Origin of the sequence: Gilliamella sp. B3783, assembly GCF_026536125.1 — a bacterium.
In the GTDB taxonomy this organism is placed as follows: Bacteria; Pseudomonadota; Gammaproteobacteria; order Enterobacterales; family Orbaceae; genus Gilliamella.
On record NZ_JAFNOU010000001.1, the window covers coordinates 59399 to 83977 of the forward strand.

23 protein-coding genes, 2 tRNA genes, 1 pseudogene and 1 other annotated feature are annotated in these 24579 nt (G+C 34.3%); of the genes and pseudogenes, 9 read left to right on the forward strand and 17 right to left on the reverse strand.

The genetic code is table 11. From position 1 onward, the window contains the following. Positions 1 to 309: 309 nt before the first annotated feature. A pseudogene (locus tag J3U59_RS11955) lies at positions 310 to 1163 on the forward strand (aldo/keto reductase). Between the two features lie 17 nt (positions 1164 to 1180). Here J3U59_RS11955 and J3U59_RS00230 read toward each other — a convergent pair. Further along, positions 1181 to 2140: a helix-turn-helix transcriptional regulator gene (locus tag J3U59_RS00230; protein ID WP_267332853.1), complete on the reverse strand. Its 960-nt coding sequence runs from the start codon at positions 2138 to 2140 to the stop codon at positions 1181 to 1183. A gap of 126 nt (positions 2141 to 2266) precedes the next feature. Between J3U59_RS00230 and J3U59_RS00235 the strand changes: the two genes are divergently transcribed. Then, positions 2267 to 2647 carry a VOC family protein gene (locus J3U59_RS00235; protein ID WP_267332852.1) on the forward strand — a complete coding sequence of 127 codons (381 nt, stop codon included), beginning with the start codon at positions 2267 to 2269 and terminating at the stop codon, positions 2645 to 2647. Between the two features lie 291 nt (positions 2648 to 2938). Here J3U59_RS00235 and J3U59_RS00240 read toward each other — a convergent pair. From J3U59_RS00240 to J3U59_RS00310, 15 genes are all read right to left on the reverse strand, one after another. Continuing rightward, positions 2939 to 3014: transfer RNA gene (locus tag J3U59_RS00240), tRNA-Gly, on the reverse strand. Positions 3015 to 3031: 17 nt separating this feature from the next. Further along, positions 3032 to 3119 (reverse strand) — tRNA-Leu (locus tag J3U59_RS00245). Between the two features lie 224 nt (positions 3120 to 3343). Beyond that, positions 3344 to 3898 carry a CDP-diacylglycerol--glycerol-3-phosphate 3-phosphatidyltransferase gene (gene pgsA, locus J3U59_RS00250; RefSeq protein ID WP_267332851.1) on the reverse strand — a complete coding sequence of 185 codons (555 nt, stop codon included), beginning with the start codon at positions 3896 to 3898 and terminating at the stop codon, positions 3344 to 3346. A 108-nt stretch (positions 3899 to 4006) separates the two neighbouring features. After that, entirely contained in the window at positions 4007 to 5842 is a 1836-nt protein-coding gene (uvrC, locus tag J3U59_RS00255) for an excinuclease ABC subunit UvrC (RefSeq protein WP_267332850.1), read from the reverse strand. Positions 5843 to 5847: 5 nt separating this feature from the next. Further along, positions 5848 to 6525: an arginine ABC transporter permease ArtM gene (gene artM, locus J3U59_RS00260; protein WP_267332849.1), complete on the reverse strand. Its 678-nt coding sequence runs from the start codon at positions 6523 to 6525 to the stop codon at positions 5848 to 5850. A gap of 9 nt (positions 6526 to 6534) precedes the next feature. Further along, positions 6535 to 7311 (reverse strand): arginine ABC transporter permease ArtQ, encoded by a 777-nt coding sequence (gene artQ, locus J3U59_RS00265; protein ID WP_267332848.1) that lies wholly within the window; start codon positions 7309 to 7311, stop codon positions 6535 to 6537. A gap of 86 nt (positions 7312 to 7397) precedes the next feature. Continuing rightward, positions 7398 to 8132: a transporter substrate-binding domain-containing protein gene (locus J3U59_RS00270; protein WP_267332847.1), complete on the reverse strand. Its 735-nt coding sequence runs from the start codon at positions 8130 to 8132 to the stop codon at positions 7398 to 7400. Positions 8133 to 8155: 23 nt separating this feature from the next. Next, the gene (gene artP, locus J3U59_RS00275) at positions 8156 to 8884 is read right to left on the reverse strand and encodes an arginine ABC transporter ATP-binding protein ArtP (RefSeq protein ID WP_065633617.1); all 729 of its coding nucleotides are present in this window, start codon (positions 8882 to 8884) and stop codon (positions 8156 to 8158) included. A gap of 136 nt (positions 8885 to 9020) precedes the next feature. Beyond that, on the reverse strand, positions 9021 to 9668 hold the full coding sequence (locus tag J3U59_RS00280) for an ElyC/SanA/YdcF family protein (RefSeq protein WP_267332846.1): 648 nt from the start codon (positions 9666 to 9668) through the stop codon (positions 9021 to 9023). Between the two features lies 1 nt (position 9669). Next, positions 9670 to 10359 carry a CidB/LrgB family autolysis modulator gene (locus tag J3U59_RS00285; RefSeq protein WP_267332845.1) on the reverse strand — a complete coding sequence of 230 codons (690 nt, stop codon included), beginning with the start codon at positions 10357 to 10359 and terminating at the stop codon, positions 9670 to 9672. Further along, positions 10356 to 10817: a CidA/LrgA family protein gene (locus J3U59_RS00290; protein WP_267332844.1), complete on the reverse strand. Its 462-nt coding sequence runs from the start codon at positions 10815 to 10817 to the stop codon at positions 10356 to 10358. Before J3U59_RS00290 ends, J3U59_RS00285 begins: the two co-directional genes overlap by 4 nt. A gap of 99 nt (positions 10818 to 10916) precedes the next feature. After that, positions 10917 to 12350 carry an exodeoxyribonuclease I gene (gene sbcB / locus J3U59_RS00295; RefSeq protein ID WP_267332843.1) on the reverse strand — a complete coding sequence of 478 codons (1434 nt, stop codon included), beginning with the start codon at positions 12348 to 12350 and terminating at the stop codon, positions 10917 to 10919. A 283-nt stretch (positions 12351 to 12633) separates the two neighbouring features. After that, entirely contained in the window at positions 12634 to 13692 is a 1059-nt protein-coding gene (locus J3U59_RS00300) for an alpha/beta fold hydrolase (protein WP_267332842.1), read from the reverse strand. Positions 13693 to 14048: 356 nt separating this feature from the next. Continuing rightward, positions 14049 to 14552: a ubiquinone anaerobic biosynthesis accessory factor UbiT gene (gene ubiT, locus J3U59_RS00305; RefSeq protein WP_267332841.1), complete on the reverse strand. Its 504-nt coding sequence runs from the start codon at positions 14550 to 14552 to the stop codon at positions 14049 to 14051. Beyond that, positions 14553 to 16181, reverse strand: coding sequence for a Na+/H+ antiporter (locus J3U59_RS00310; protein WP_267332840.1), 1629 nt, complete (start codon positions 16179 to 16181; stop codon positions 14553 to 14555). It abuts the gene before it with no gap. Positions 16182 to 16339: 158 nt separating this feature from the next. On the opposite strand from J3U59_RS00310, the gene recO reads away from it, so the two are divergent. Further along, entirely contained in the window at positions 16340 to 17032 is a 693-nt protein-coding gene (gene recO / locus J3U59_RS00315; RefSeq protein ID WP_267332839.1) for a DNA repair protein RecO, read from the forward strand. 68 nt (positions 17033 to 17100) lie between these two features. Here recO and J3U59_RS00320 read toward each other — a convergent pair whose 3' ends face one another. Beyond that, the gene (locus J3U59_RS00320; RefSeq protein ID WP_267332838.1) at positions 17101 to 17550 is read right to left on the reverse strand and encodes a YaiI/YqxD family protein; all 450 of its coding nucleotides are present in this window, start codon (positions 17548 to 17550) and stop codon (positions 17101 to 17103) included. Between the two features lie 263 nt (positions 17551 to 17813). Here J3U59_RS00320 and thrS point away from each other — a divergent pair, with 263 nt between their 5' ends. The 6 genes from thrS (at position 17814) to pheT (ending at position 24575) form a co-directional block, all read left to right on the forward strand. Continuing rightward, a complete protein-coding gene (gene thrS, locus J3U59_RS00325) occupies positions 17814 to 19739 on the forward strand; it encodes a threonine--tRNA ligase (RefSeq protein WP_267332837.1) in 1926 nt (641 codons plus the stop codon). A gap of 27 nt (positions 19740 to 19766) precedes the next feature. Then, the gene (gene infC / locus J3U59_RS00330) at positions 19767 to 20306 is read left to right on the forward strand and encodes a translation initiation factor IF-3 (RefSeq protein ID WP_065633609.1); all 540 of its coding nucleotides are present in this window, start codon (positions 19767 to 19769) and stop codon (positions 20304 to 20306) included. 84 nt (positions 20307 to 20390) lie between these two features. After that, positions 20391 to 20588, forward strand: a complete 198-nt coding sequence (gene rpmI, locus J3U59_RS00335) for a 50S ribosomal protein L35 (protein WP_065557738.1) — start codon at positions 20391 to 20393, stop codon at positions 20586 to 20588. 30 nt (positions 20589 to 20618) lie between these two features. Then, positions 20619 to 20972, forward strand: a complete 354-nt coding sequence (gene rplT, locus J3U59_RS00340; RefSeq protein ID WP_024496189.1) for a 50S ribosomal protein L20 — start codon at positions 20619 to 20621, stop codon at positions 20970 to 20972. Between the two features lie 74 nt (positions 20973 to 21046). After that, positions 21047 to 21160: a sequence feature (Phe leader region), on the forward strand. A gap of 27 nt (positions 21161 to 21187) precedes the next feature. Continuing rightward, complete coding sequence (pheS, locus tag J3U59_RS00345; RefSeq protein ID WP_065633608.1) at positions 21188 to 22171, forward strand: phenylalanine--tRNA ligase subunit alpha; 984 nt, start codon at positions 21188 to 21190, stop codon at positions 22169 to 22171. 16 nt (positions 22172 to 22187) lie between these two features. Beyond that, a complete protein-coding gene (gene pheT / locus J3U59_RS00350; RefSeq protein WP_267332836.1) occupies positions 22188 to 24575 on the forward strand; it encodes a phenylalanine--tRNA ligase subunit beta in 2388 nt (795 codons plus the stop codon). The last annotated feature ends 4 nt before the right edge of the window (positions 24576 to 24579 follow it).

The window sequence follows — 24579 nt, forward strand, 5'->3', positions numbered from 1 at the left end:
AAATGAATAATCACTTCCAACTTACTAATTGATATTGGTCTTTCAATTAATTCTGCTAATTTTGTGTCAGTAAATACCTTAATGGATCTCAATTTTAATGATTTTTTTAAAATTAATCTAACAATTAATGATATAACCTTTTGGTTATATTGAGTTTTTAGGTTAAAAAAATTCCATCAATAGCAATCATTGACATATTAAAAAGTAGGATAAATGAAAAATTTTCATTAGTGCATGTTGTATTACCTACTTTATCATTGTAGTAAGCTGTTTAATAATAAGCTAACTATAATAACTGAGGTATGAGCTATGAAAAGAACAATAACATTAAATAATGGTATCGAAATGCCTATCTTAGGGTTTGGTGTTTTTCAAATGACCGATAAGAAAGAGTGTGAAACAGCCGTAAATGATGCGATTGATTCTGGCTATCGGTTGATTGATACAGCTGCAAGTTACCAAAATGAAACTGAAGTTGGTAATGCTATTCGTGCACATGGGATTGATTGAGCAGAATTATTTATTACCACTAAATTATGGTTGCAAGATGCCAATTACAATGGTGCTAAGGCTCAATTTGAACGTTCATTAAATCGTTTGCAATTAGACTATGTTGCTTATATTTAATTCATCAACCTTATGGTGATGTTCATGGTGCCTGACAAGCAATGCAAGAGCTTTATTCAGCAGGTAAAACTCGTGCTATTGGCGTAAGTAATTTTCAACCTGATAGATTAGCTGATTTAACTGCATTTCATTCCATTATTCCTGCCGTAAATCAGATTGAAGTTAACCCATTCCAACAACAGCTTGAAGCCGTGCCTTATATGCAAAAAGAGAGCATAACGCCTCAAGCCTGGGCACCGTTTGCTGAAGGGAAAAATGGTTTATTTTCGCATCCTATGTTAGGTCAAATTGCCGTTAAATATGGTAAAACAATAGGGCAAGTGGTATTACGTTGGTTAGCACAACGAGGCATTGCAAGCTTGGCTAAATCTGTGCGTAAAGAGCGTATAGTTGAAAATCAAGATATCTGGGATTTTGAGCTTTCAGATAAAGATATGCAACAAATAGCAGCGCTTGATACAAATACAAGTCAATTTTTTGATCATCGAGACCCGGAAAAAGTAAAATGGTTAACCAGCCGGAGATTAGATGTTTAAATTTTTAGTTATTGAGGCTAATTTGACATAAATGGATTGACAGTTTCTTTGTAAGATTTAACTAATTTTTCCGCTCGTTCAACGAGTTTTTGACGTATATGCTCAGGCTCTAAACAAATACATTTATGACCTAAGCTTAGTAAAATGCCATAACTGTAGTCATCATCAATAAAGTTAAAATCTACAAGATACTGTTGTCCATTTAATTTCTTAATATCTTTTTCGTCACAAAAATCTAAAATACGTTCCAAAAGCGATTCATCTATTAGTAATTTTATTTTAAAACTCTTTTTTTTCATATCCGTTTGGAACAAAGAGAAGACTTCAGGCGTTGTCTGCTTGATAAATTTAGTGTTTGTTTTTCTAATGTTTGACATTTTTGACAATTTAAATACACGAAAGTCATTTTTAGTTAGACAAAAAGCTTGTAAATACCACTCTTTTTCCTTAAAAATAAGTTTATATGGCTCAATTAAACGTGAGGCTTGTTTATTCCTAACACCCAAATAATCAAACGATAAAAGCATTTGCTCTTTCAGTGCCAGTCTTATAATAGATAGTTTGTTATCAATATTTTGTTTGGAAAACCAGGGAGATAAATCAACAATAAGTTGATTTAAGTTATTTGTCACTTCATCAAGTTCTTGTTCTGATAAAAAACTCTTTATTTTCTCGAGTGTTCTTAAATTTTCACTTTCTTTTAAAACCGGTGAGGATAATAAGTTGAGTCCCTTTAATAAAACAATGACATCTTCTTTAGTGAATAGACCTTTACTAATTTTATAATTTTTTAAAATACTTATTCCACCGGCACTTCCTTGATAGGTAATAATGGGTATACCCGCTCCCTCGATAACTTGTATATCTCGGTAAATAGTACGCAATGATACATTTAATTTTTCTGCTAATTCTTTACCAGTTATTTTTTCTCTTTGTAGCAATACCATGATGGTAGTAATTATACGATTAATTTTCATGCTTTATGTTTGCAAAATAATTTAGATTGAATTTTAAATATGACATACAGTTGTCAGCAATGCTACATCAAAATAGAGACAACTAAAATTAATTGAACTAATTTTTATCACTAAAAGGAAAGAAAAATGTTTAAACCTAATAGCGTTATTGTTTATGTCAAAGATGTCGATGTTAGTACAGCGTTTTACACAAAAATACTAGGGCGCCCACCAGTTAAAACTTATCCTGGTTTTGCTGTATTTTTATTGAATGATAATTTTATTTTGGGCCTTCAAGAGGCTGATAAAATAACCCCAAAGGCACCCAATCATTATGGCGGTTTTGAGCTGTCGTTTAGTGATGTAACAAAAAATGAAGTAGATGAGATTTATGCGACCTGGAAAGAACTAAACGTCAAAATTGAACTTAAACCGCAAATGCTCGATTTCGGGTACACATTTGTAGGAAATGATCCCGATGGTCATCGACTCCGAGTTTGTGCTACCGATACTTCAAAGTTTGAGTGAAATAATATCTTAAAAAATTAAAACCATGGGGACTTCATTTTGTAGCCATGGTTTATGAGGATTTCATTTCATAAAAAAATAGGATTGAGCACGGGAGCATCTCGTGAATTGGATTTTGCTTAGGAAAAATATGTTTGGGATTGAGGTGATAATTTGAATTGCAAGATACATTAATAATGTCGATGTATTTAAATAAGCTATCGCTTAAACTTCATTTCAGTTCAGAATCAGTAGGCATCAATCAATATCTGAACTTTGCGGACTTTAATAGATTATACAGGATTGTGATATTGGAGCGGGAAACGAGGTTCGAACTCGCGACCTCAACCTTGGCAAGGTTGCGCTCTACCAACTGAGCTATTCCCGCATGAGACGTGTTTTAAATGGTGCCCGGGGCGAGACTTGAACTCGCACGGCCAAAAAGGCCGAGGGATTTTAAATCCCTTGTGTCTACCGATTTCACCACCCGGGCTCAAAACTGCTTACTAAAATGTAATTCGTTTTGAATGCTGTGCATTTTACCTATCTTATGATTTCAGTCAACAGATATTTTTGATTAATTGTTTAATTGTTCAATGTTTAACTTATTGTTGTTTTAATATTGTGTTTTTTGGGGAAAAGGGCGTGTAATTTTGTGAATATAATGGACTATCACAAAATTACACTAAAGCTGGTTTTTAGTGATTTTTAGATAAATTACTCTTCATCCAACAGATCGCTATGTGCTATCCATAAATATTGTAACATGGATAGTAAAGTTAAAATTGTTGCTAGAAAAAGAGCTGCAAGACCTGCATAAATAACAATATCACAAGGCCGCCAGAGTAACCAAGTCAAGGCTGTCATTTGTGCGATAGTTTTTATTTTGCCGATTGAAGATACCGCAACATTACCGCGTTTGCCTATTTCAGCCATCCATTCACGTAATGCTGATATGATGATTTCCCTTGAAACAATAATGATTGCAGGAATAGAGATCCACCACGATTGGTAGTATTGAGTAATCAAAACTAAAGCAATAGTGACCATAATTTTATCGGCGACAGGATCTAAAAAAGCACCAAATTTTGTTGTTTGACCTAAACGACGCGCAAGGTAACCATCTAACACATCAGTGACTGCTGCGATTAAAAAAATTAAGGCAGAAAAAAAACCTGACCACTCATGCGGAAATAGATAAAAAGCCATCACAAAAAAAGGAATTAATATAACTCGGAATAAGGTTAAAACTGTAGGGAAATTAATTTTCATGTGACATAAGCTCTTTTTTGTTTGATTAATCAAATAATTAGTAACAATTAAAAAAACAGTGTTTTTATTATGATTATGTTGCCTGAAAAATTTTAATTTTTCAATGTGTTATTGTTGCAAATTGAGATAAATTTTTTCAGCTAAAGATTTAGATATCCCTTGCACTTGTGCAATTTCATCTATACTGGCGTTTTTTAATTCTCGTAAACCACCAAAATGTTTAAGTAATGCTTGTCGGCGCTTTCCGCCCACGCCCTCAATATGCTCTAAAGCACTGTCAGTGAGCTGTTTTACCCCTTTTTTGCGTTGACCAACAATGGCATGATCATGTGATGCATTACGTATTTGTTGAATTAATAATAGTGCAGGGGAATGGTCATCTAAATAGTGTCCTATTCCATGCGCTTCAAAAAAGAGTGTTTCTAATCCTTCTTTACGTTCAGCCCCTTTGGCTACACCAATCAAAATAGGGTGATGTTTATCCCAATTTACATCGAGTTGTTCAAAAACTTGTAGAGCTTGGTTAAGTTGACCTTTACCACCATCGATAAAAATAATATCGGGTATCTTTTCTTCAGGTAGATCTTTTTTGCTGTAACGACGTGTTAACACTTGTTGCATTGCTGCATAATCATCGCCCGGTGTGATGCCGGTGATATTATAACGGCGAAATTCTGATTTAACTGGACCTTTGTCATCAAAAACTACACAAGATGCAATAGTGTTTTTTCCCATAAAGTGACTGATATCAAAACATTCCATGCGATTAATTTTTTTAATTCCCAAAAACGTTTGTAAGGCATCATAACGTTGTTTAATTGTGGAATTTTCTAGCAGTTTATTTTTAACTTCTGTTTGTGCATTAATCGTTGCAATATTCAAAAGCTTTAAATTGTCTCCTTTGGGCTCATCGATCAGTTTAACTTGATGTTCAGCAATAAGTGACAGTGTCTCTTCCATTGGCAGTTTATCTGATAATGAAAAATTGAGTAAAATTTTTCTAGGTATATTACGATTTTGGTTTCCTTGTAGATAAAATTGACCTAAAAATGTTTCAATAACTTCTTCTAATTCCGTATTTGATGGAACTTTAGGGAAGTAGGAGCGATGTCCAAAGGTTTGTCCATTACGAATAAATAATACATAGATACATGCTAAACCGAGTTCATAATGGAATCCAATTACATCAAGATTATCATTATTATTGTAAATGGCCTGTTTTTCATTAATGTGTTTGATAGCTTGTAACTGGTCACGTAATACCGCTGCTTTTTCAAAATTTAATTCGCGGCTTGCTGTTTGCATATCTTCAGTTATTTTTTGTAAAATTTGTTCAGATTGTCCCGATAAAAATAATCTTACATAATTAACCTGTTCGTTATAATCTTCATCACTGACTAACCCTGGTACACAAGGCCCTAAGCATCTTTTTATTTGGTACTGTAAGCAAGGGCGAGTACGGTTACGATAAGTCGAGTTTAAACATTGTCTTATCGGAAACGTTTTTTGCAATAGTGCAAGAATTTGTTTAACCGCATAGCCACTTGGGTAAGGACCAAAAAATTCATCTTTTTTGCGATTAACTGTCCCTCGATAAAGTGATAATTGGGGATGACGTTCTTTACTTAATTTGATGAAGGGATAACTTTTATCATCTTTTAATAGTACATTATAACGAGGTTGATGCTTTTTAATATAAGTCTGTTCGAGTAATAAAGCTTCTGTTTCGGTATTAGTAATAGTAAATTCAACTCGATGAATGTGACTTACCAGTCTATCGGTCTTTAACGTTTTTTTACTATTATTAAAATAGCTTTTTAATCGATTATTGAGATCTTTGGCCTTTCCTACATAAATAATCGTGTCTTTATCATTGAACATCTGATAAATACCCGGTTTATGGGGAACAGTTTTTAAAAAAAATGTCGAATCAAATTGGCTCATATTTATTAGTTTTCGAATGTGAGGGCTTTTTTCTCTATAACTCTCATAATGGTGCTTAATAAACCATTTATCAAGAGATAAATTAAGCCTGCAACAATAAAAATTGAAAAGTCGTAGTAATCACCATTTAATTCATTACTGTATCCCATAATGTCCATTACCGGTATCATAGACGCTAGAGCAGTGCCTTTAACTACAAAAACCACTTCGTTGGAATAGGTTGATAATGATCGTTTTAATGCATAAGGCATAACAACTTTCAACGTCTGCCATTTGTTCATACCTAAAGCTTTACAAGCCTGCCACTGCCCTTGTGGCACTGCTTTTAGAGCCCCATAAAAAATCTGAGTAGTATAAGCTGCACTATTAAGTGTCAGAGCTAAGTAAGCACAAAACCAAGGAGAGGAGATAAGATCATAAAATGCTGGTACATGACTTAACGTTTGACCAAATTGTGATGGTCCATAATAAATTAGAAATAATTGGACTAGCAGTGGTGAACCCGTAAATATAATAATATAGGTTCGAATTGCCTTAGTTAATACTTTCGAATTCAATGATAATAAGCAAGAAAAGATTATTGCTAATAAACCAGCAGATAAGATCCCTAAAATACCCAAACTTAGTGTATTAGGTAGCCCCTGTAAAATGATTTTAAGATAGTAAATAAAATTATCAAACATAAATTGACCTTACTGGTTATTAGCAGAATTAGATTGTTCAAAATAGGTTGAGCGTTTTTCGATTCGCCCGATAACTTTTTGGCTTAAAATCGAAATAACCAAGTAAATAATCATAGCAATAAAATACCAGAGAAAGGGTTGATTTGTTCGAGCTATAATTGTTTTCGTTTGCATCATTAAATCATCAATAGCAATGGCTGACACTAGTGCTGTATCTTTTAGTAAAATTAACCATTGATTACTTAATCCAGGTAGAGCATGGCGCCACATTTGAGGCAAAATAATACGGAAAAAAGTACGTGATTTACTTAATCCCAGCACCTGTGCTGCCTGTTTTTGTCCACTTGAAATCGCTTTGAATGCCCCTCGTAATGTTTGTGATGCATAAACAGCATAAAGTAATGATAAGGCAATCACACCACATAAAAAAGGATCGGGTTTTGTATTTTCGATATTCATTTGTAGTGTGAATGATGTAAAACCTAATGATATAGAAAAACCATCATCTAATGCCATTAACAGCAAAGGTAATCCTGTATAAATTGCTACCACTATCAAAAGTTCTGGTAGGGCACGTATGGTTAAGTTAAACAGTGACATTAACCATGCAACGGGTTTAAAAGGAATGGATTCTAAAATTGTAAAAATAAACGCAAAAAACATGCCTACAATTAGCGATATAAACGCTAATGACAAGGTAATAGATGTCGCTTTAGTTAGCGGCAAAATATAACCATCCATTGATGATAAGATCCAGTTCATCCCGTTTGCAAGAAAGTCTGACATAAAAAAACCGTTGTTAAATTAAAAAAATAAACTCGCCGCAAAATATGCGGCGAGGTCATCATAAAGTCTAAATTAAAGTTTAATGATTATTTATTAAACCATTTTTTGTAAATTTCGTCTAATTGACCATTTGCTTTCAGTTTATCAATAGCTTGGTTAAATTGATCACGTAATTTATCGTTACCTTTACGTAATGCTATACCTAAACCTTCACCAAAAAATTCATGATCAGTAATTTTATCACCTAATGCGACAATTTCACTATCTTTACCTAGCCAGTCACCAGCAACAAATGAACTTGCAACAATAGCATCAATGCGTTTAGCTTTTAAATCTAAAAAAGCAAATTGATAACTGTCATAACTTACGGCTTTAACATCAGGATATTTTTCATTCAAATATTTTGAATAAGTTGTCCCTTTTTGTATACCAATTCGTTTGCCTTTTAGTTGATCTAAACTGGTTAATGAATCTTTTAGCGTAATAAATTGAATAGAACTATCATCATAATATATTTTAGTAAAATCCACTTGTTTTTGGCGTTCTGGTGTCACATCAATACCTGCAATTGCAGCATCAATACGGCGAGTTTTTAAACTAGGAATTAATCCATCGAATGATTGATTAACAATATTACATGATGCTTTAATTTCATCACAAATTTTATTAATCACATCAATATCAAATCCAACAATTTCATTTTTTTCGTTGGTAAACTCAAAAGGCGCATAAGTCGCTTCTGTACCAATGGTTAAGGTTTCTGCAGCTTGAGCAGCAAAAGCTGATCCTGCAAGCAAAATGGCTAGTAACGTTTTTTTCATATATCCACCCAATTTTATATTAATTAATGTGATAAATAAGATTTAAATTCTTCGGTTTTTGGATGAGCAAAACATTCTAGTTGTCCTTGCTCAATAATTTTACCGTGTTCCATATAAATCACTTGTGAAGCCACTTTTCGAGCAAAATCAACTTCATGCGTGACAATAATTTGTGTGATCCCTGTTTGGGATAATTCATTAATAATCTCGGCTATTTGCGATGTAATTGCCGGATCTAAAGCCGCAGTTGGTTCATCAAATAATAAAATTTGTGGTTCCATCATCAATGCTCTAGCGATAGCAACACGTTGTTGTTGACCGCCAGATAGATGAAGTGGGTAGCGATGTGCCATTTCATCGATTTGTAACCGAGCTAAAATCGACATAGCTTTGTCACTGGCTTCTTGTTTAGAAAGCTTTAAAACTTGGCAAGGCGCCTCAATTAAATTTTCTAGTACTGTTAAATGTGGCCACAAATTGTAGTTTTGAAAAACCATACCAACATTTTTACGTAATTGTCGTATTGTTGATTCACTAATTTTAGTTGAGAAATCAAAATGAGAATCAGCAATTGTCATTTTACCTGATGTTGGAATTTCAAGTAAATTAAATACTTTTAATAAAGAGCTTTTCCCTGCACCACTTTGTCCTAACAAAACAATGGTTTCGCCAAGGGGATAACATAAAGAAACATCATTTAAAGCTTGGTGGGTACCATAAAAACAGTTTATATGGTCTAATTCAATATTCATTATTCGTTTTCTTAAATTCAAATTGACTAAATATTACTTTTTTTTGCATAAAAATGCAATCACAAAAATGAGACAAAAAATTAATTATTGGTTTTGTTCGACATTTTTCATTTTTTTAAGATGCTGATCATCAAAGTTAACGATCAGGGGCAATAATAGGAATGACTGGCCCTAAATATTTTGGTTTTTGATTAAGAATATAAAGATCGACAAAAGCACTGACACGAGCAAACATTTCACGAATTCTTACTAATTTCATATTGTCAGGAGAGGGGACTGCAAAACATTGTGCTTGAATGCCTTGTGCTAATGCAATAAAGATTGCTCGCTCACAATGAAACTCTTGAGTAATAATCGTAAAATCATTGGCATCAAAAACTTTATTTGCTCGAACAACCGAATCAAATGTCCTAAAGCCTGCATAATCAAGAACAATAGATTCTTTTGGAATACCAGCTTTAATCAGATCTTTTTGCATTGTAATTGGTTCATTATAACTGAGTAATGCATTGTCACCACTAAGCAGAAGGTAATCCACTTTACCTTGCCAATAAAGGTTTATGGCACCCTCTATGCGATTTCGATAAAATCCATTTATGCCGCCGCCTCGTACATATTTAGATGTACCTAGAACGACACCAATAGCTCGATGCGGTAGTTGATTTTCGTCTTGATAAATATAAGGCGCAGTTTTATAACTGATCCAGTAATCAAGACCAAGAATCAACGTTATTATAATAAAGCAAAATCCGATAAAATAAGCCAATAGCTTTTTTAAGTTCATGCTATAACCAATCAAAAATAAAAACCATTATTGGGAATAAAAAAGGTGCTGTCAATGATGTCATAATACCACATAGTACCAAAGATAAAGAACTGTATGCACCTTCGTTATAATCAACTTCGATACAACGAGCAGTACCAACAGCATGTGAAACCGCACCAATTGCAAGACCTCTTGCTGAAGCAGATTTAATTTTTACCATATTTAATAATTGATGACCAAAGATTCCGCCTAAGGTGCCAACTAAAATAACACAAAGTGCAGCAATTGAAGGGACGCCGCCTTGATTAGATGCGATAGTTACAGCAATAGCTGTGGTTACTGATTTCGGTAAAACTGATGCCGCAATTTCATGACTTCCCCCCAACCAAAATACGATGCATACCCCCGTTATCATTGAGGCGATTGATGCAGTGAAGGTGATTAGCATTATTGATTTCCAGCGTGCTTTGATTTGTGGTATCAATTCGTATAAAGGATAAGCCAATGCGACCACTGAATAAGGTAGTAAGTCATTAATTATTTGTACGTTATTTACATATTGAATATAGCTAGTTTTTGTAATGAGTAAAATAGGAATTAAAACAATGACAGAAACCACCAATGGATTAAATAATGGCGATTTAATTTTTATTGAAATTCTGCGAATAATAAGAAATACACAAAGCGTTAAAGGTAACATCCATATCATGATTGCTTATCCCCATTATTTTCTGATACTGTTTTGGCGGCTTTTATTGTTGATTTATTATGTAAATGTTCTGTCAAAAAGGCCGTTAATAATAAGACAATAATTGAGCCACCCACACTACCAAAAATGATTGGGAGCCAGTTGTCTAATAATAACGAGTAATTATCCATAATCCCCATTGCAGCAGGGATGAATAGCAGAGTCATGTAACGCATGAATAAATTACAACTGTTTTTAATCCAACAAGTTGGAATTAATTGAAAAGCTAATAAGAAAAACAGAATTAGTAGTCCAATAATACTGCCTGGAATCATAATTGGTAATATCAGTGAGATGATATTACCTACCCATAAACAAGCGGTTAATACGAGTAATCCTCGACCATAACTAAATAACGTGTAGTATAAAGAGTATATACGGTGTTTGATTGTGGCATGCTTTGCTAAAAAATGTTTCATAACGTTAATACTAATTAATTTTTCTTTGATAATGATGATCACTTCAAAGTTTAGAAATGATATGAATATTTCTTTATATGATACGCCGCTCAAATTTAATTATCCAACTAAATAATGGCAATAATGATAAAGTTGTTTAATTAAATTCAGTTTTTCAGGTTGTTGTATATAGGTTTGAGCAAGTTGTTCTAATGTTAACAGATAATCTTGGACTTTGGTTATATTCAGTTTCTGTTGGCAATAATCTTGCCAGATTATACGCTCTTGTTCGGTTAGTATTTGAGGGTAATTTCTTGCTTTGTAACGAAAGAATAATGTCTTTAATCGTTCATCATCAAAATTCATTGATAAATTTTCAAGTGATTGAATTGGTGTCGTACGAATAGTTTCACACCGTAATTTATCTTGGTTGTTTAAAAATCCTGCATAAATTTGAGCATCAACATCGCTATTAGCGGAGTAATCATCAGTTGAGTTAAATAGCTCTCTCATCTTGTTTTGTAAAGCGTGTTGATGTTTAAATAACTGTTGCTGTTTGATTAAACATTGCGCTACATTAATATTTAACCTTTGTGCATTTTCAGGTAATAAGGTTTTTAATGGTGCAACGATAGGGCATTTGTTTATATGAATCAGTTTTAATGGGATCCGCGATTCATTTAATGCTAAATCTTCGTTTTTGGTGTACAGTTTTTGCCTTATTTGTTCAATTGGTAAATTAATGATTGAATCGATATCACCAGTAAGATCACAGACAATAACCGCATTATTTTGTGTTGGATGCCAAGCTATTGGACTCACGATGGTTATATTGCCTCGATAACTACCTAACATGCCCGATACATGTATTATTGGTGTCATGTTAATGATGTCTATAAGTTGCGCAACGTTATTTTTATGGCGAAGTTTAAAAAAATAATCAAATAATTTAGGCTGCTTTTGTTTAATTAATTTACCGATAGCGATAGTCGCATAAACATCTGACATCGCATCATGCGCGTGTTCATGTTCAATATTGTTGGCTTTTGTTAAGTGCTCTAAACGAAAACTTGGGAAACCCGCATCATTAATAGGCCAATTGATACCATCAGGTCTTAAGGCGTAACAAGCACGCACAACATCAAGAAGATCCCACCTAGAATTGCCATTTTGCCAACTATAGGCATAAGGGTCATAAAAATTTCGATACAAAATATTGCGAGTCACTTCATCATCAAAACGAAGATTGTTATAACCTAAGATGCAGGTATTGGCTTGGCTGAATGCTTGATGAATTAATTTGGTAAACTCTGCTTCACACAGACCTTTCGAATTTGCTTTTTGTGGTGTAATTCCTGTGATTAATACTGCTTCTGGATTTGGTAAATAGTCTTGAGCAATTTGACAATAAATGACTAAAGGTTCCTCAATGATATTAAAATCACTATCTGTTCTAATTCCAGCAAATTGCGCTGGCCTATCCAAAGCAGGATTGATACCAAAAGTTTCATAATCATGAAAGTAAAAAGTAGGAAGTTCGGTGTTGTTTTTCATTTTTATCGTTTTTGCTGCCTTATAGCCGTCAACCAAGTTGCATGATTTTATAATTGATTATTGATATTCAAAATGACAGCTTAATGGCTAAAAAGTAATGTTACTAGTTAATTAGCTGATTATAACAGAATCTAAGTATTTTCTTGGGGATTATTTCATTGAGAATTATATTTTTTGTGACATTGTAACAAATGGTAAGTGTTTCGGGCTTAAATAAACCAATTATGACATAGCGAAAAAAGTAGGTAAAAATGCATTACCCACTTTTATTAAACTACGATTATTAATTGATTTTGTTTTCTTCAAGAAATGTGGATAATTGGTCTTTCCATAAATCCGCTTTCATGGTTGTACTATGTCCACTAGTTTTATCACTGGCAGGGATTAAAAAATATTTAACATTAGGAATTTTTTTTAATGCGTTTTCCATCACGCCAGTTTTTGCAGGGTTTCTTTCATCATCAGCTGAATTGATCACTAATAGATGGGCTTTAATTTTTGTTAAATCGTTCGATGGATCGAAATTTCTTGCTGCATCCCATTGGTATAGAAAATCATTAGTATCCATTGTCACATGTTCATTAAGTTTTTTTGTCAAAATCTGTTCAGTTATTTCGGTATTATATGCTTGGTTTTGCCAGGCGATATCCCCCCCATCGGTTGCAATATTGTAGTAATTATAAACAGTTTGGAACTTTGTCGGCTGTTTATCATAAAAGCCATTATGCCAATCAGGATCGTTTTTAATTGCATTAATGACCATTTTTCGCATTATCCAATTTCGACTAGACATTGCTGCTGGTGTGGATGCTAATGGTACTGCTGCAGTCATAAAATCAGGGTACAGGGTAACCCATTTCCAAGTTTCCATGCCACCCATTGAATTACCAATTATTAGTGTAAGATGTTTTATTCCTAAACCGTTTTTTACAAGTTGATACTGCGCATTTACCATATCGGTATAATCATAATGTGGAAAATCACTTTTTAGACCATCCGAAGGTTTCGATGATTTACCCGTACCAATAGCATCAGGAAGAATAATATAATATTTTTCAGCATCTAAGGGCATACCTTTGTCAAAAAGGGCATGACCAAAACTTTTATTTAACATTGCATTTCCACTTCCCGTTGTACCATGTAAGACTAGCACTGGTTTTCCATTTGGGTTACCAAGAGTTGTATAATGTATTCGTAAATTTTCGACCGTGTTTCCATCATTAAATTTGAAATTAGGTATGTTGTAGTCAGCCTCAAGCTGATTATTAAATTCGAGACAAAAGCTAGAAAATGACGTTGTAACAATCGCAATACTTATCATCAATTTTTTCATCAAAGACATAAAGGTTCCTCCTGTAATATTTTTCCGTTTTGCTGATAAATTGTTTAACAAAGATTAAGGTTCATGGGGAGTGAACACTCGTCATATCTCTGATAATTATTTCATCACCCTTTAAATATAACGCTATATAGGAGATAATGCTATGTCTAATTTAAGCTTCTAACAGTCTAATAAATAGAGGAAAAATAAACAGAACCCCATTTTTAAGAAATTTATTATGGTTCAAAACATATAATTAGTTGTTTATTTAATGATAGCTAAATAACAGTAAATGAATTATTGTTAGTTATTGAAAATAGAATGTCGTATTTGAAACGTTTATTTGCTCAATTTTGTTTAAAATTGAGCAAATTGACTTAATTCTGAGGTGCGGTTTGGATAATATCTGCAAGTTTTTCGAGTGTTATCCTTAAAAATTTAGGCATGGCTTCTATTTCAATCGAGTCCATAAGATTTTTGACATATAAACCTAGTTCAGTATCGCCTTCAACAATTAATCGACGTTGAAAGAATAATGTATCGGGATCTTGTCGTCGAGTTGCTATCATAATTAGATCGTTTGCATTACCTATAAAACTAACATCAGCAATCTCTTCACGACTAACAACTAATTTATTCTCAATCAGACTTACAAACCAGACTAGTTGTAAATCGGTCACTTCGATTTTGAGCCAACGATTTTCTAAAAAATCAAGATCTCCATCCTCAAGTGAATGCTTAAATTGTAATTGTAACAATTGTTCGATAACTTGTTTTTTTAAATTGAAAGGAATACAACGCAACGTTACCCCCAACATTTGAGGGGCTTTGTCGACAAATGTTGAGTGTATTTTTCCTAATAAGTGATGATTGCTTATCATTTATACATCCCCAGAAATCATTTTTTCATAAATATCTAAATCTGTATTTAAATGCTCGAAAACTTCTTCACTCACTTCATTACGAATTTTCATTTGTAATAACGACGTACGCTCTGCACCAATAGCAACTAAACGCATGCGCCTTTCAAGATTTTCGGCTTCAAGTGCTTTTTGTTCTAAGTCCTTCAGCCCCGTTCTACGTCTTAACGAACCGATAACACGAGAACCGACTTCATTAACAATTTCTTGATCCATGCTGTTTTCGGTTGTTTCTTGTAATAAGTTATTTTGCATTTTTTCTAAACTGACAATGGCTTCTTCGGCCATATGACCTTTTACAGTAAGAATTTCATTATCTTGTTCGGAATTATCTAAAATGACGCTACCTCTTAATAATATCGGTAATATAATCACAGCGGCAATTAATGAAATAAGGATAATGCCTGTTGCTATAAAGACAAGTTGATATCGGCCGCCGATTGTCATTGGAATAGAGAGAACACCGGCAAGGGTTATTGCGCCGCGTACACCTGCAAAAGTTGAAATTAACAAATCTCGGGTTGAATAAGATCGAAATGCAAGAGGGCGTTTGGTACCAAATGGCATTGTTGGCATATGTTTCATTGCCCAAAGCCAAGCGAATCTTGTTCCCATTAAAGCAATGAAGACAAACAGCACAATTAAACATAATTGCCAGACTTCAATGGATGCATCGGTTTGATTCTCAGCAAAAGTATTCGTTAAAATACTTGGTAATTGAATTCCTAATAAAATAAATACAAAACCATTGAACACAAAAGTTAACATTGACCAAGTACTATCTGATTGTAAACGCGCTGTTAAAGGTGCATTTCTCATCATGCCAGATTGATTAACTGTCATGCCGGCGCTAACTGCAGCTAAAATACCTGAACAGTGGCATTCTTCGGCAATAATATAAGCAGCAAAAGGAAGTAAGAATAACAGCACAATTTGGATTGCCGGATCATTATGGGTAAGTTTATTTATTTTTCTTAAAATGCGTGCATATAACCAGGTAAATAAAACACCAATAGCTAATCCACCAATGGCAACAACAAAGAATGTCACGCTAATTTGTAATAAATCGAACTGTATCGCGCCTGCGGCGATGGCTATTGCAAAGTTTAATGATACTAAGCCAGATGCATCGTTCATTAAAGCTTCACCTTCAATTATTTCCATTTTTTCTTTTTCGATTCGACCCTTACCGACAATGCCACTTAACGCAACCGCATCGGTTGGTGATAATACGGCAGCCAAAGCCAAACCTGCGGCTAATTGCACATTTGGTAAAATCCAATGTAACAAATAACCCAATGCAATGATGGATATCACCACTAATACTAAGGCCAATCCAACAATTTCTCTGAAATTATAGACGAAATCTTTAACTGATGTTTTTCGACCATCAGCAAAAAGTAAAGGAGGTATAAATAAAACAAGAAATAGTTCTGGATCGAACTTCACATAAACACCAAACGCTGCCAATATACATCCCAACAATATTTGCATAAGTGGTAGTGGAATTTGTATTGGTAACATTTTAACAACGACACCAGAAAGTGATACAATTAATACTATAAGTAAAATTATTGAAAAAAGTTCCATAGCTTGTCTTTTATTTATCCTATAATCCTGTAGTTTTTAGCAATTGATTATATCGGATTTTCAGCTAGATTTCAGGTGAAAATTTCATAAAATTACTTAAATTTTGGTCAGATACCCTTGTGGATAAAAAATTGCGACGCAATTAAAAGGCTTTTTTAATGGAAAATTGGCAAAGAGCATTTATACTTCATACCAGAACTTACAGTGAAAGTAGTCTATTAGCTGATTTATTTGTTGAAAATAAAGGGAAAATAACTATTTTAGCTAAAGGTGCCAGACGTAAAAAATCCGCGTTAAAGGGCATTTTACAACCCTTTACTCCATTAATTGTTCAATATTCTGGTCAAGGTGAAATAAAAACATTACGCCAGGTTGAAGCGGTGTCTTTGACACTACCTTTGGTTTCAATTCATTTATATAGCGCTTTTTATTTAAACGAGTTACTCCATCGAGTGCTGGTTGCCGAAACAGAAATGCCTACACTTTTTGATGACTATTTACAAAGCTTACAGCAACTCGCACAGCAAGTTTCTGCTGAAAATGTGTTACGTAGTTTTGAGCTATCTTTATTAGAAAACTTAGGTTATCACGTTGATTTTTTTCATTGCAGTGCAACCGGTGATGATATTGTTGAAACAATGCATTATCAATATCAATCAGAAAAAGGGTTTATTAGTAGTTTACTGCAAAATAGTACTAGTTTTAGTGGTGAACACGTTTTAGCTTTTGGCAAACGTCAGTTTAATAATGAAGATACACTTAAAGCGGCCAAACGTTTTACCAGAATTGCATTGAAACCTTATATAGGTGCAAAACCATTTAAAAGTAGAGAATTATTTTTAAAAATATAACGTCGTAACGTTATTAAAGATAAATATTTTAAAATATAGGTATAATTTTCTTATCAAAATGATTAACTTTATTTAGTTAACCTATTAACTAAAATATCAAGTTGATTGGCGAATTTTTCGCGGTCCTTACTTGAAAAGGGAGCGGGTCCTTTAGTTTGTATTCCACTTGCTCGCATTGTTTCCATAAAATCTCTCATCACTAGCCGCTCTTTAATTGTTTCTAACGTATAAACTTCACCTCTAGGTGTAAGAACAAAAGCGCCTTTATTTAATACATCTGATGCTAAAGGTATATCAGATGTAATGACCAAATCATTTAATTCAACAAGTTCGACAATTTTGTTATCTGCTTTATCAAAACCATGTTCAACAAGTAATCGAGAAATAAAAGGTGAAGGCGGAATATTTAACCATTGATTAGCAACTAAATTAATTTTGATTGATTTACGAATAGCGATTCGATATAAAATTTCTTTAATTGGGTTAGGGCAAGCATCAGCATCAATCCAAATGTTCATAATAGCATTAACAAACCATTCAACTTAAACAACTATCAATCATAAATCGTTTAACCGTTTTAAGATGCAAATTTCGTTAAAAATTTCATGTTAATTATACGATTCAGTATAGTAAAAAATATTCATTATTAATATTCATAAGACCACTATTTCTATTTGAAATCCTTATGATAAGTGGTAGTATACGCGATCTATTATTTTAGATGCAATATTTACACACATGTGCGCTTTCGTGTGGCGCACCACTGTTATAAGGATTTATTATGCCAATTATTACTCTTCCTGACGGAAGTCAACGTCAGTTTGATAAACCGGTTACTGTTTTAGAAGTCGCTCAAAGTATTGGTGCAGGTCTTGCCAAAGCATGTATTGCAGGGCGTGTTAATGGACAGCGTAAAGATGCTTGTGACCTCATTGATCAAGATGCAACATTAGCAATCATTACCGCTAAAGATGAAGATGGACTTGAAATTATTCGCCATTCTTGTGCACATTTATTGGGTCATGCCATTAAACAATTATGGCCGGATACGAAAATGGCTATTGGGCCGACAATTGACAATGGTTTTTATTATGATGTTGATTTAGAACACTCTTTAACACAAGAAGATCTTGATGCGCTTGAAAAACGTATGCATGAATTGGCTAAAAAAGATTATGAAGTTATAAAGGAAGTCGTTAGTTGGGAAAGAGCCAGAGAAGTCTTTTGGGAACGTCATGAACCTTATAAAATCGCTATTTTAGATGAAAACATACCGAAAGATTCAACGCCAGCACTTTATCATCATGAAGAGTATATCGACATGTGTCGTGGTCCGCATGTACCAAATATGCGTTTTTGTCATCATTTTAAATTACAAAAAGTTGCGGGTGCTTATTGGCGCGGCAATAGTGATAATAAAATGTTACAACGTATTTATGGGACAGCTTGGGCTGACAAAAAGCAATTAGATAGTTATCTACAATTTTTAGAAGAAGCGGCCAAACGCGATCATCGTAAAATCGGTAAACAACTTGACCTTTATCATATGCAAGAAGAAGCCCCTGGCATGGTGTTTTGGCATAATGATGGCTGGATTATTTTCCGTGAGCTTGAAGTGTTCGTTCGTACCAAACTTAAAGAATATGACTACCAAGAAGTAAAAGGTCCATTTATGATGGATCGAGTGTTGTGGGAAAAAACGGGGCACTGGGGTAACTATAAAGAGTTAATGTTTGTGACTTCATCTGAAAATCGTGAATATTGTATTAAACCAATGAACTGTCCTGGGCATGTGCAAATTTTTAACCAAGGTTTGAAATCTTATCGTGATTTACCTTTGCGCATGGCAGAGTTTGGTAGTTGTCATCGTAATGAGCCTTCTGGTTCTTTGCATGGGTTGATGCGTGTACGTGGTTTTACCCAAGATGATGCGCATATTTTCTGTACTGAAAACCAAATTCGAGGTGAAGTAAACAGCTGTATTAAAATGGTTTATGACACTTACAGCACTTTTGGCTTTACTGATATTACGGTCAAATTATCAACACGTCCTGAAAAACGTATTGGTAAAGATGAAACTTGGGATTTAGCTGAAAAAGATTTAGCTGACTGCTTAACCGAAAATGGTATTGAATTTGAATATTTACCAGGTGAAGGAGCATTTTATGGTCCTAAAATCGAATTTACGTTACATGACTGTTTAGGTCGAGCATGGCAGTGTGGTACAGTTCAACTTGACTTTATGTTACCTGAACGTTTAGATGCAACTTATGTTGGCGAAGATAATGAACGCCACACACCGGTTATGATTCATAGGGCTATTTTAGGTTCTATGGAGCGTTTTATGGGTATCTTAACCGAAAACTGTGCAGGATTTTTCCCAACATGGCTTGCACCATTACAAGTTGCTGTCATCAATATTACCGATAATCAAGCTGAATATGCAAAACAATTAACCGAGCAACTACAAAAAGTTGGTATTAGAGCAAAAGCAGACTTGAGAAATGAGAAAATAGGGTTTAAAATCCGCGAGCATACTCTAAAACGTGTTCCTTATATGTTTGTTTGTGGAGACAAAGAAATGGAATCAGGAACAATTTCAGTTCGAACTCGTCAAGGTAAAGATCTTGGTAGCTTTGAAGTGAAACATGTTATAGAATTGTTGCTTAACGAAATTCATAGTCGTTCATTAGAACAGATGAATTAATGATAAATTAATTTGGAGGAATGAGATATTAAAGTCAGTAAACGAATTCAGTCAACACGCGCGCATAAAATCAATGATGAAATTACTGCTCGCGAGGTGAGGTTAACCGGCGTCGATGGTGAACAGCTCGGTATAGTTAGCTTAGATGAAGCTTTAAAGCAAGCCGAAGAAGCAACTCTAGATTTAGTTGAAATAAGCCCTAATGCAGAGCCACCTGTTTGTCGAATTATGGATTATGGCAAGTTCCTCTATGAAAAGAGTAAAGCAACAAAAGAACAGAAGAAGAAGCAAAAGGTTGTTCAGGTTAAGGAAATTAAATTCAGACCTGGTACAGACGAAGGCGACTATCAGGTAAAACTCCGCAGCCTGATGCGCTTTCTAGAAGATGGCGATAAAGCTAAAGTAACGCTACGTTTTCGTGGTCGAGAAATGGCTCACCAACAGTTAGGCACTGAAATGCTTGATCGCATTAAAGAAGACTTAGCTGATTTGGCAATCATCGAATCTTATCCAACTAAGATCGAAGGTCGTCAAATGATTATGGTGCTTGCGCCGAAGAAGAAATAATGGTTCATCAAGTTAATTTTTAATTTTGTTAAACGTTACACCATTATTTTGTGTTATTAACAATGCGAAGTAGGAATTAATAAAATGCCTAAAATTAAAACTGTAAAAGGCGCAGCAAAGCGCTTTAAAAAAACAGCTTCTGGTGGCTTTAAGCATAAGCAAGCTAACAAAAGTCATATCTTAACTAAAAAATCAACTAAACGTAAACGTCATTTACGTGGTTTGACAACAGTGTCAAAAGGTGATTTAGGTTTAGTTGTAGCGTGTGTTCCATACGCTTAATTTTGGTTAACTATTTAGAGGATATGATTTATGGCTCGTGTTAAACGTGGTGTTATTGCTCGTGCACGTCACAAGAAAATTTTAAAACAAGCAAAAGGTTATTATGGAGCTCGTTCACGTGTTTATCGTGTTGCTTTCCAAGCAGTAATCAAAGCTGGACAATATGCTTATCGTGACCGTCGTCAACGTAAACGTCAATTCCGTCAATTATGGATTGTGCGTATCAATGCGGCAGCTCGTCAATGTGGTCTTTCTTATAGCCGTTTCATTAATGGTTTAAAGAAAGCATCAATTGAAATCGATCGTAAGATCCTTGCAGATATTGCTGTATTTGATAAAAATGCATTCGCTGCATTAGTTGAAAAAGCAAAAGCTGCATTATAATAGCTTTATAAGAGCCGAGTTATCTCGGCTTTTATTATTTTAAATATAAATGATTTATTTTAAAAAAGTGGATTAATGATGAATTTAGTTATTTTTCGTTTGTTTTTTAGCTTCAATAGTAATATTGGTTCGTGAGGCAAGGAAAAAACGAAAAATAATTATAAAGCCTCAAAAGAGGCTTTTTTTATATAATGAACAATAAGCAGGAGAACTGTATGTCTCAATTAGTTGAACTGGTGAATAATGCCAAATCCGCTATTGAAGGTGCTAATGACATTAATGCGATCGAACAGATACGTGTAGAATATTTTGGTAAAAAAGGTTACTTTACCATGCAAATGGCTTCTTTACGTGATGTTCCTGCCGATGAACGTCCCGCGGTCGGTCAAAAAATCAATGATGCTAAGCAAATAGTCGTTGAATTATTAAATCAAAAACGTCAACTTTTAGAGCGCCAGGCTCTTGATGCAAAATTAGCCAACGAAACCATCGATATCTCATTACCGGGTAAAACGCTTGAATTAGGGGGATTACATCCCGTCACCAAAACAATAAATCGTTTAGTTGAATTTTTTGGTGAGCTGGGCTTTGTTGTTGAAACAGGACCCGAAATTGAAGATGATTATCATAACTTTGATGCACTTAATATCCCTTCTCATCATCCTGCTCGAGCAGATCATGATACCTTTTGGTTTGATGCAAATCGTTTATTAAGAACACAAACATCCACTGTTCAAATTAGAACAATGGAAACACAAAAACCACCTATTCGAATCATTGCTCCAGGTCGAACTTATCGCAATGACTATGATCAAACTCACACGCCAATGTTCCATCAAATGGAAGGTTTATTGATTGATAAAGATATTAGCTTTACTCATTTGAAAGGGCTATTGCATGATTTTCTTCACTGCTTTTTTGAAGATGATATGGAAATTCGTTTTCGACCTGGCTACTTTCCATTTACTGAACCTTCAGCCGAAGTTGATATCAAAGCGAAAAACGGTAAATGGCTTGAAGTTCTAGGTTGTGGTATGGTCCACCCAAATGTGTTGCGTAATGTCGGTATCGATCCTGATGTCTATAATGGGTTTGCTTTTGGTATGGGAATCGAAAGATTAACCATGTTACGTTACGGTGTCACCGATTTACGCTCATTTTTTGAAAATGATTTACGTTTCTTAAAGCAATTTAATTAATTCTGGAGATCAAAACATGAAATTTAGTGAAAGTTGGCTACGTGAATGGATCAATCCAGAAATAAGTAGCGATACACTAGCCGATCAATTAACTATGGCTGGATTAGAAGTTGATGATATCGAAAAAGTTGCTGGTGATTTTACAGGTGTCGTTGTTGGAAAAGTGGTAGAATGCAAACAGCATCCTAATGCCGATAAACTACGCGTGACAAAAGTCGATATTGGTAAATCTGAATTATTAGACATTGTCTGCGGCGCACCTAATTGCCGTCAAGGTTTAATGGTTGCTTGTGCAACTGTTGGGGCTGTTTTACCAGGAGATTTCAAAATCAAATCAGCAAAACTCCGAGGTGAACCTTCAGAAGGAATGCTGTGCTCTTATTCTGAATTAGGTATTGCTGATGATCATAATGGTATTATTGAGTTACCTGAAGATGCTCCTTTAGGACAAGATATTCGAGAATATTTAAATCTTAACGATGTTATGATTGATATTAGTGTTACACCTAATCGAGCTGATTGTTTTGGTATTGTTGGCGTTGCTCGTGATATTTCAGCGGTTAACAATATACCAATGAAGGAGCTTAAAGTAACAAACGTACCAGCGTCAATTTCCGATACCGTCTCAATTCAAATAGATGTTCCAAAGGCAGCCCCTCGCTACCTAGGAAGAGTAATCAAAAACATCAATATCGAAGCAGCTACGCCATTATGGATGAAAGAAAAGTTGCGTCGTGGTGGAATTCGTTCAGTTGATGCCATTGTAGATATTACTAATTATGTATTACTCGAACTTGGTCATCCAATGCATGCGTTCGATTTAGCTCAAATCGAAAAAGGGATTGTTGTTCGTTATGCACATCAAGATGAAAAACTCACATTATTAAATGGTAATGAAGTCAAATTAAATGATAATACGCTTGTCATTGCTGATCAGCAAAAAGTACTCGCGATGGCCGGTATTATGGGCGGTGAAAAATCAAGTGTTACAACGTCAACCAAAGATATTTTTCTAGAATCAGCATTTTTTGCTCCATTAGCTATTACCGGTAAAGCACGTGAATATGGTTTGCATACTGAGGCTTCTCATCGTTATGAACGCGGAGTCGATCCTGCTTTACAAAATGTTGCAATCGAAAGAGCAACTCAATTAATTATTGAAATTTGTGGTGGTGAGGTAGGTCCTGTTGTTAATATTACCAACGAAGAACACTTGCCAAAACAAGCGACCATTCAATTACATCGTTCAAAAATAGATCGCATTATCGGTTATAAAATTGAAACGCAAAAAATAATTGATATTCTTGAACGATTAGGATGTAACGTCTCATTCAAAAATGAGATTTGGACCGTTGAAGCACCGAGTTGGCGATTTGACTTACAAATAGAAGAAGATTTAGTTGAAGAAGTAGCCCGTATTTATGGCTATAACAATATTCCTAATGCGAATATGAAAATTGAATTAGTTATGAAACCGAAGCCAGAAAGCCACATAGCGTTAAAACGAATTAAAGATTTATTGGTTGATCGTGGTTATCAAGAAGCCGTTACATATAGCTTTGTTGATCCAAAAATTCAAAGTCTTCTTCATTCTGAGCAAACTGCAATAACGCTGCCAAACCCAATTTCAAGTGAAATGTCTGTAATGCGCTTATCGCTTTGGTCTGGATTATTAGATGCAGTGTTGTACAATCAAAACCGTCAACAATCACGTATTCGTCTTTTTGAAACTGGTTTACGTTTTGTTCCAGATCAAAGTTGTGAATTTGGCGTTCGTCAAGAACTCATGTTATCAGGCGTTGTCACCGGTAACTTATATGAAGAACATTGGGCATTGCCTAAACGAAATATCGATTTTTATGACTTAAAAGGGGATATAGAATCTATTTTGGCACTATTAGGCTGTAGCGAAACTGTTGAATTTAAAAAAGCAGACATCAATGCATTACACCCAGGGCAAAGTGCGGCCATATATTTGAACAATGAAATTATTGGCTATTTTGGCGTATTGCATCCAGAAATCGAAAAAAAATTATCTTTAAATAGTAAATCGCTTGTTTTTGAAATAAATTTAGCTAAAATTAGCGATAAGAAGGTACCTGTTGCTCAAGACCTATCGAAGTATCCGTCAAATAAACGAGATATAGCTATTGTCGTCTCAAATACAATTCCAGCAGCAGATATTATAGCTGAGTGTAAACGTGCTGGCGGAGAGCAACTTATTAAAGTCAATTTGTTTGATGTTTATCAAGGTGATAACATTAAACAAGATCAAAAAAGCCTTGCTATCAGTTTGATTTTACAAGACAAATCACGTACACTTGAAGAAGAAGATATAACAAACATTGTAAGCAAATGTATTACAGCCTTACAAATTCGTTTTAAAGCCCTATTAAGAGAATAATAAC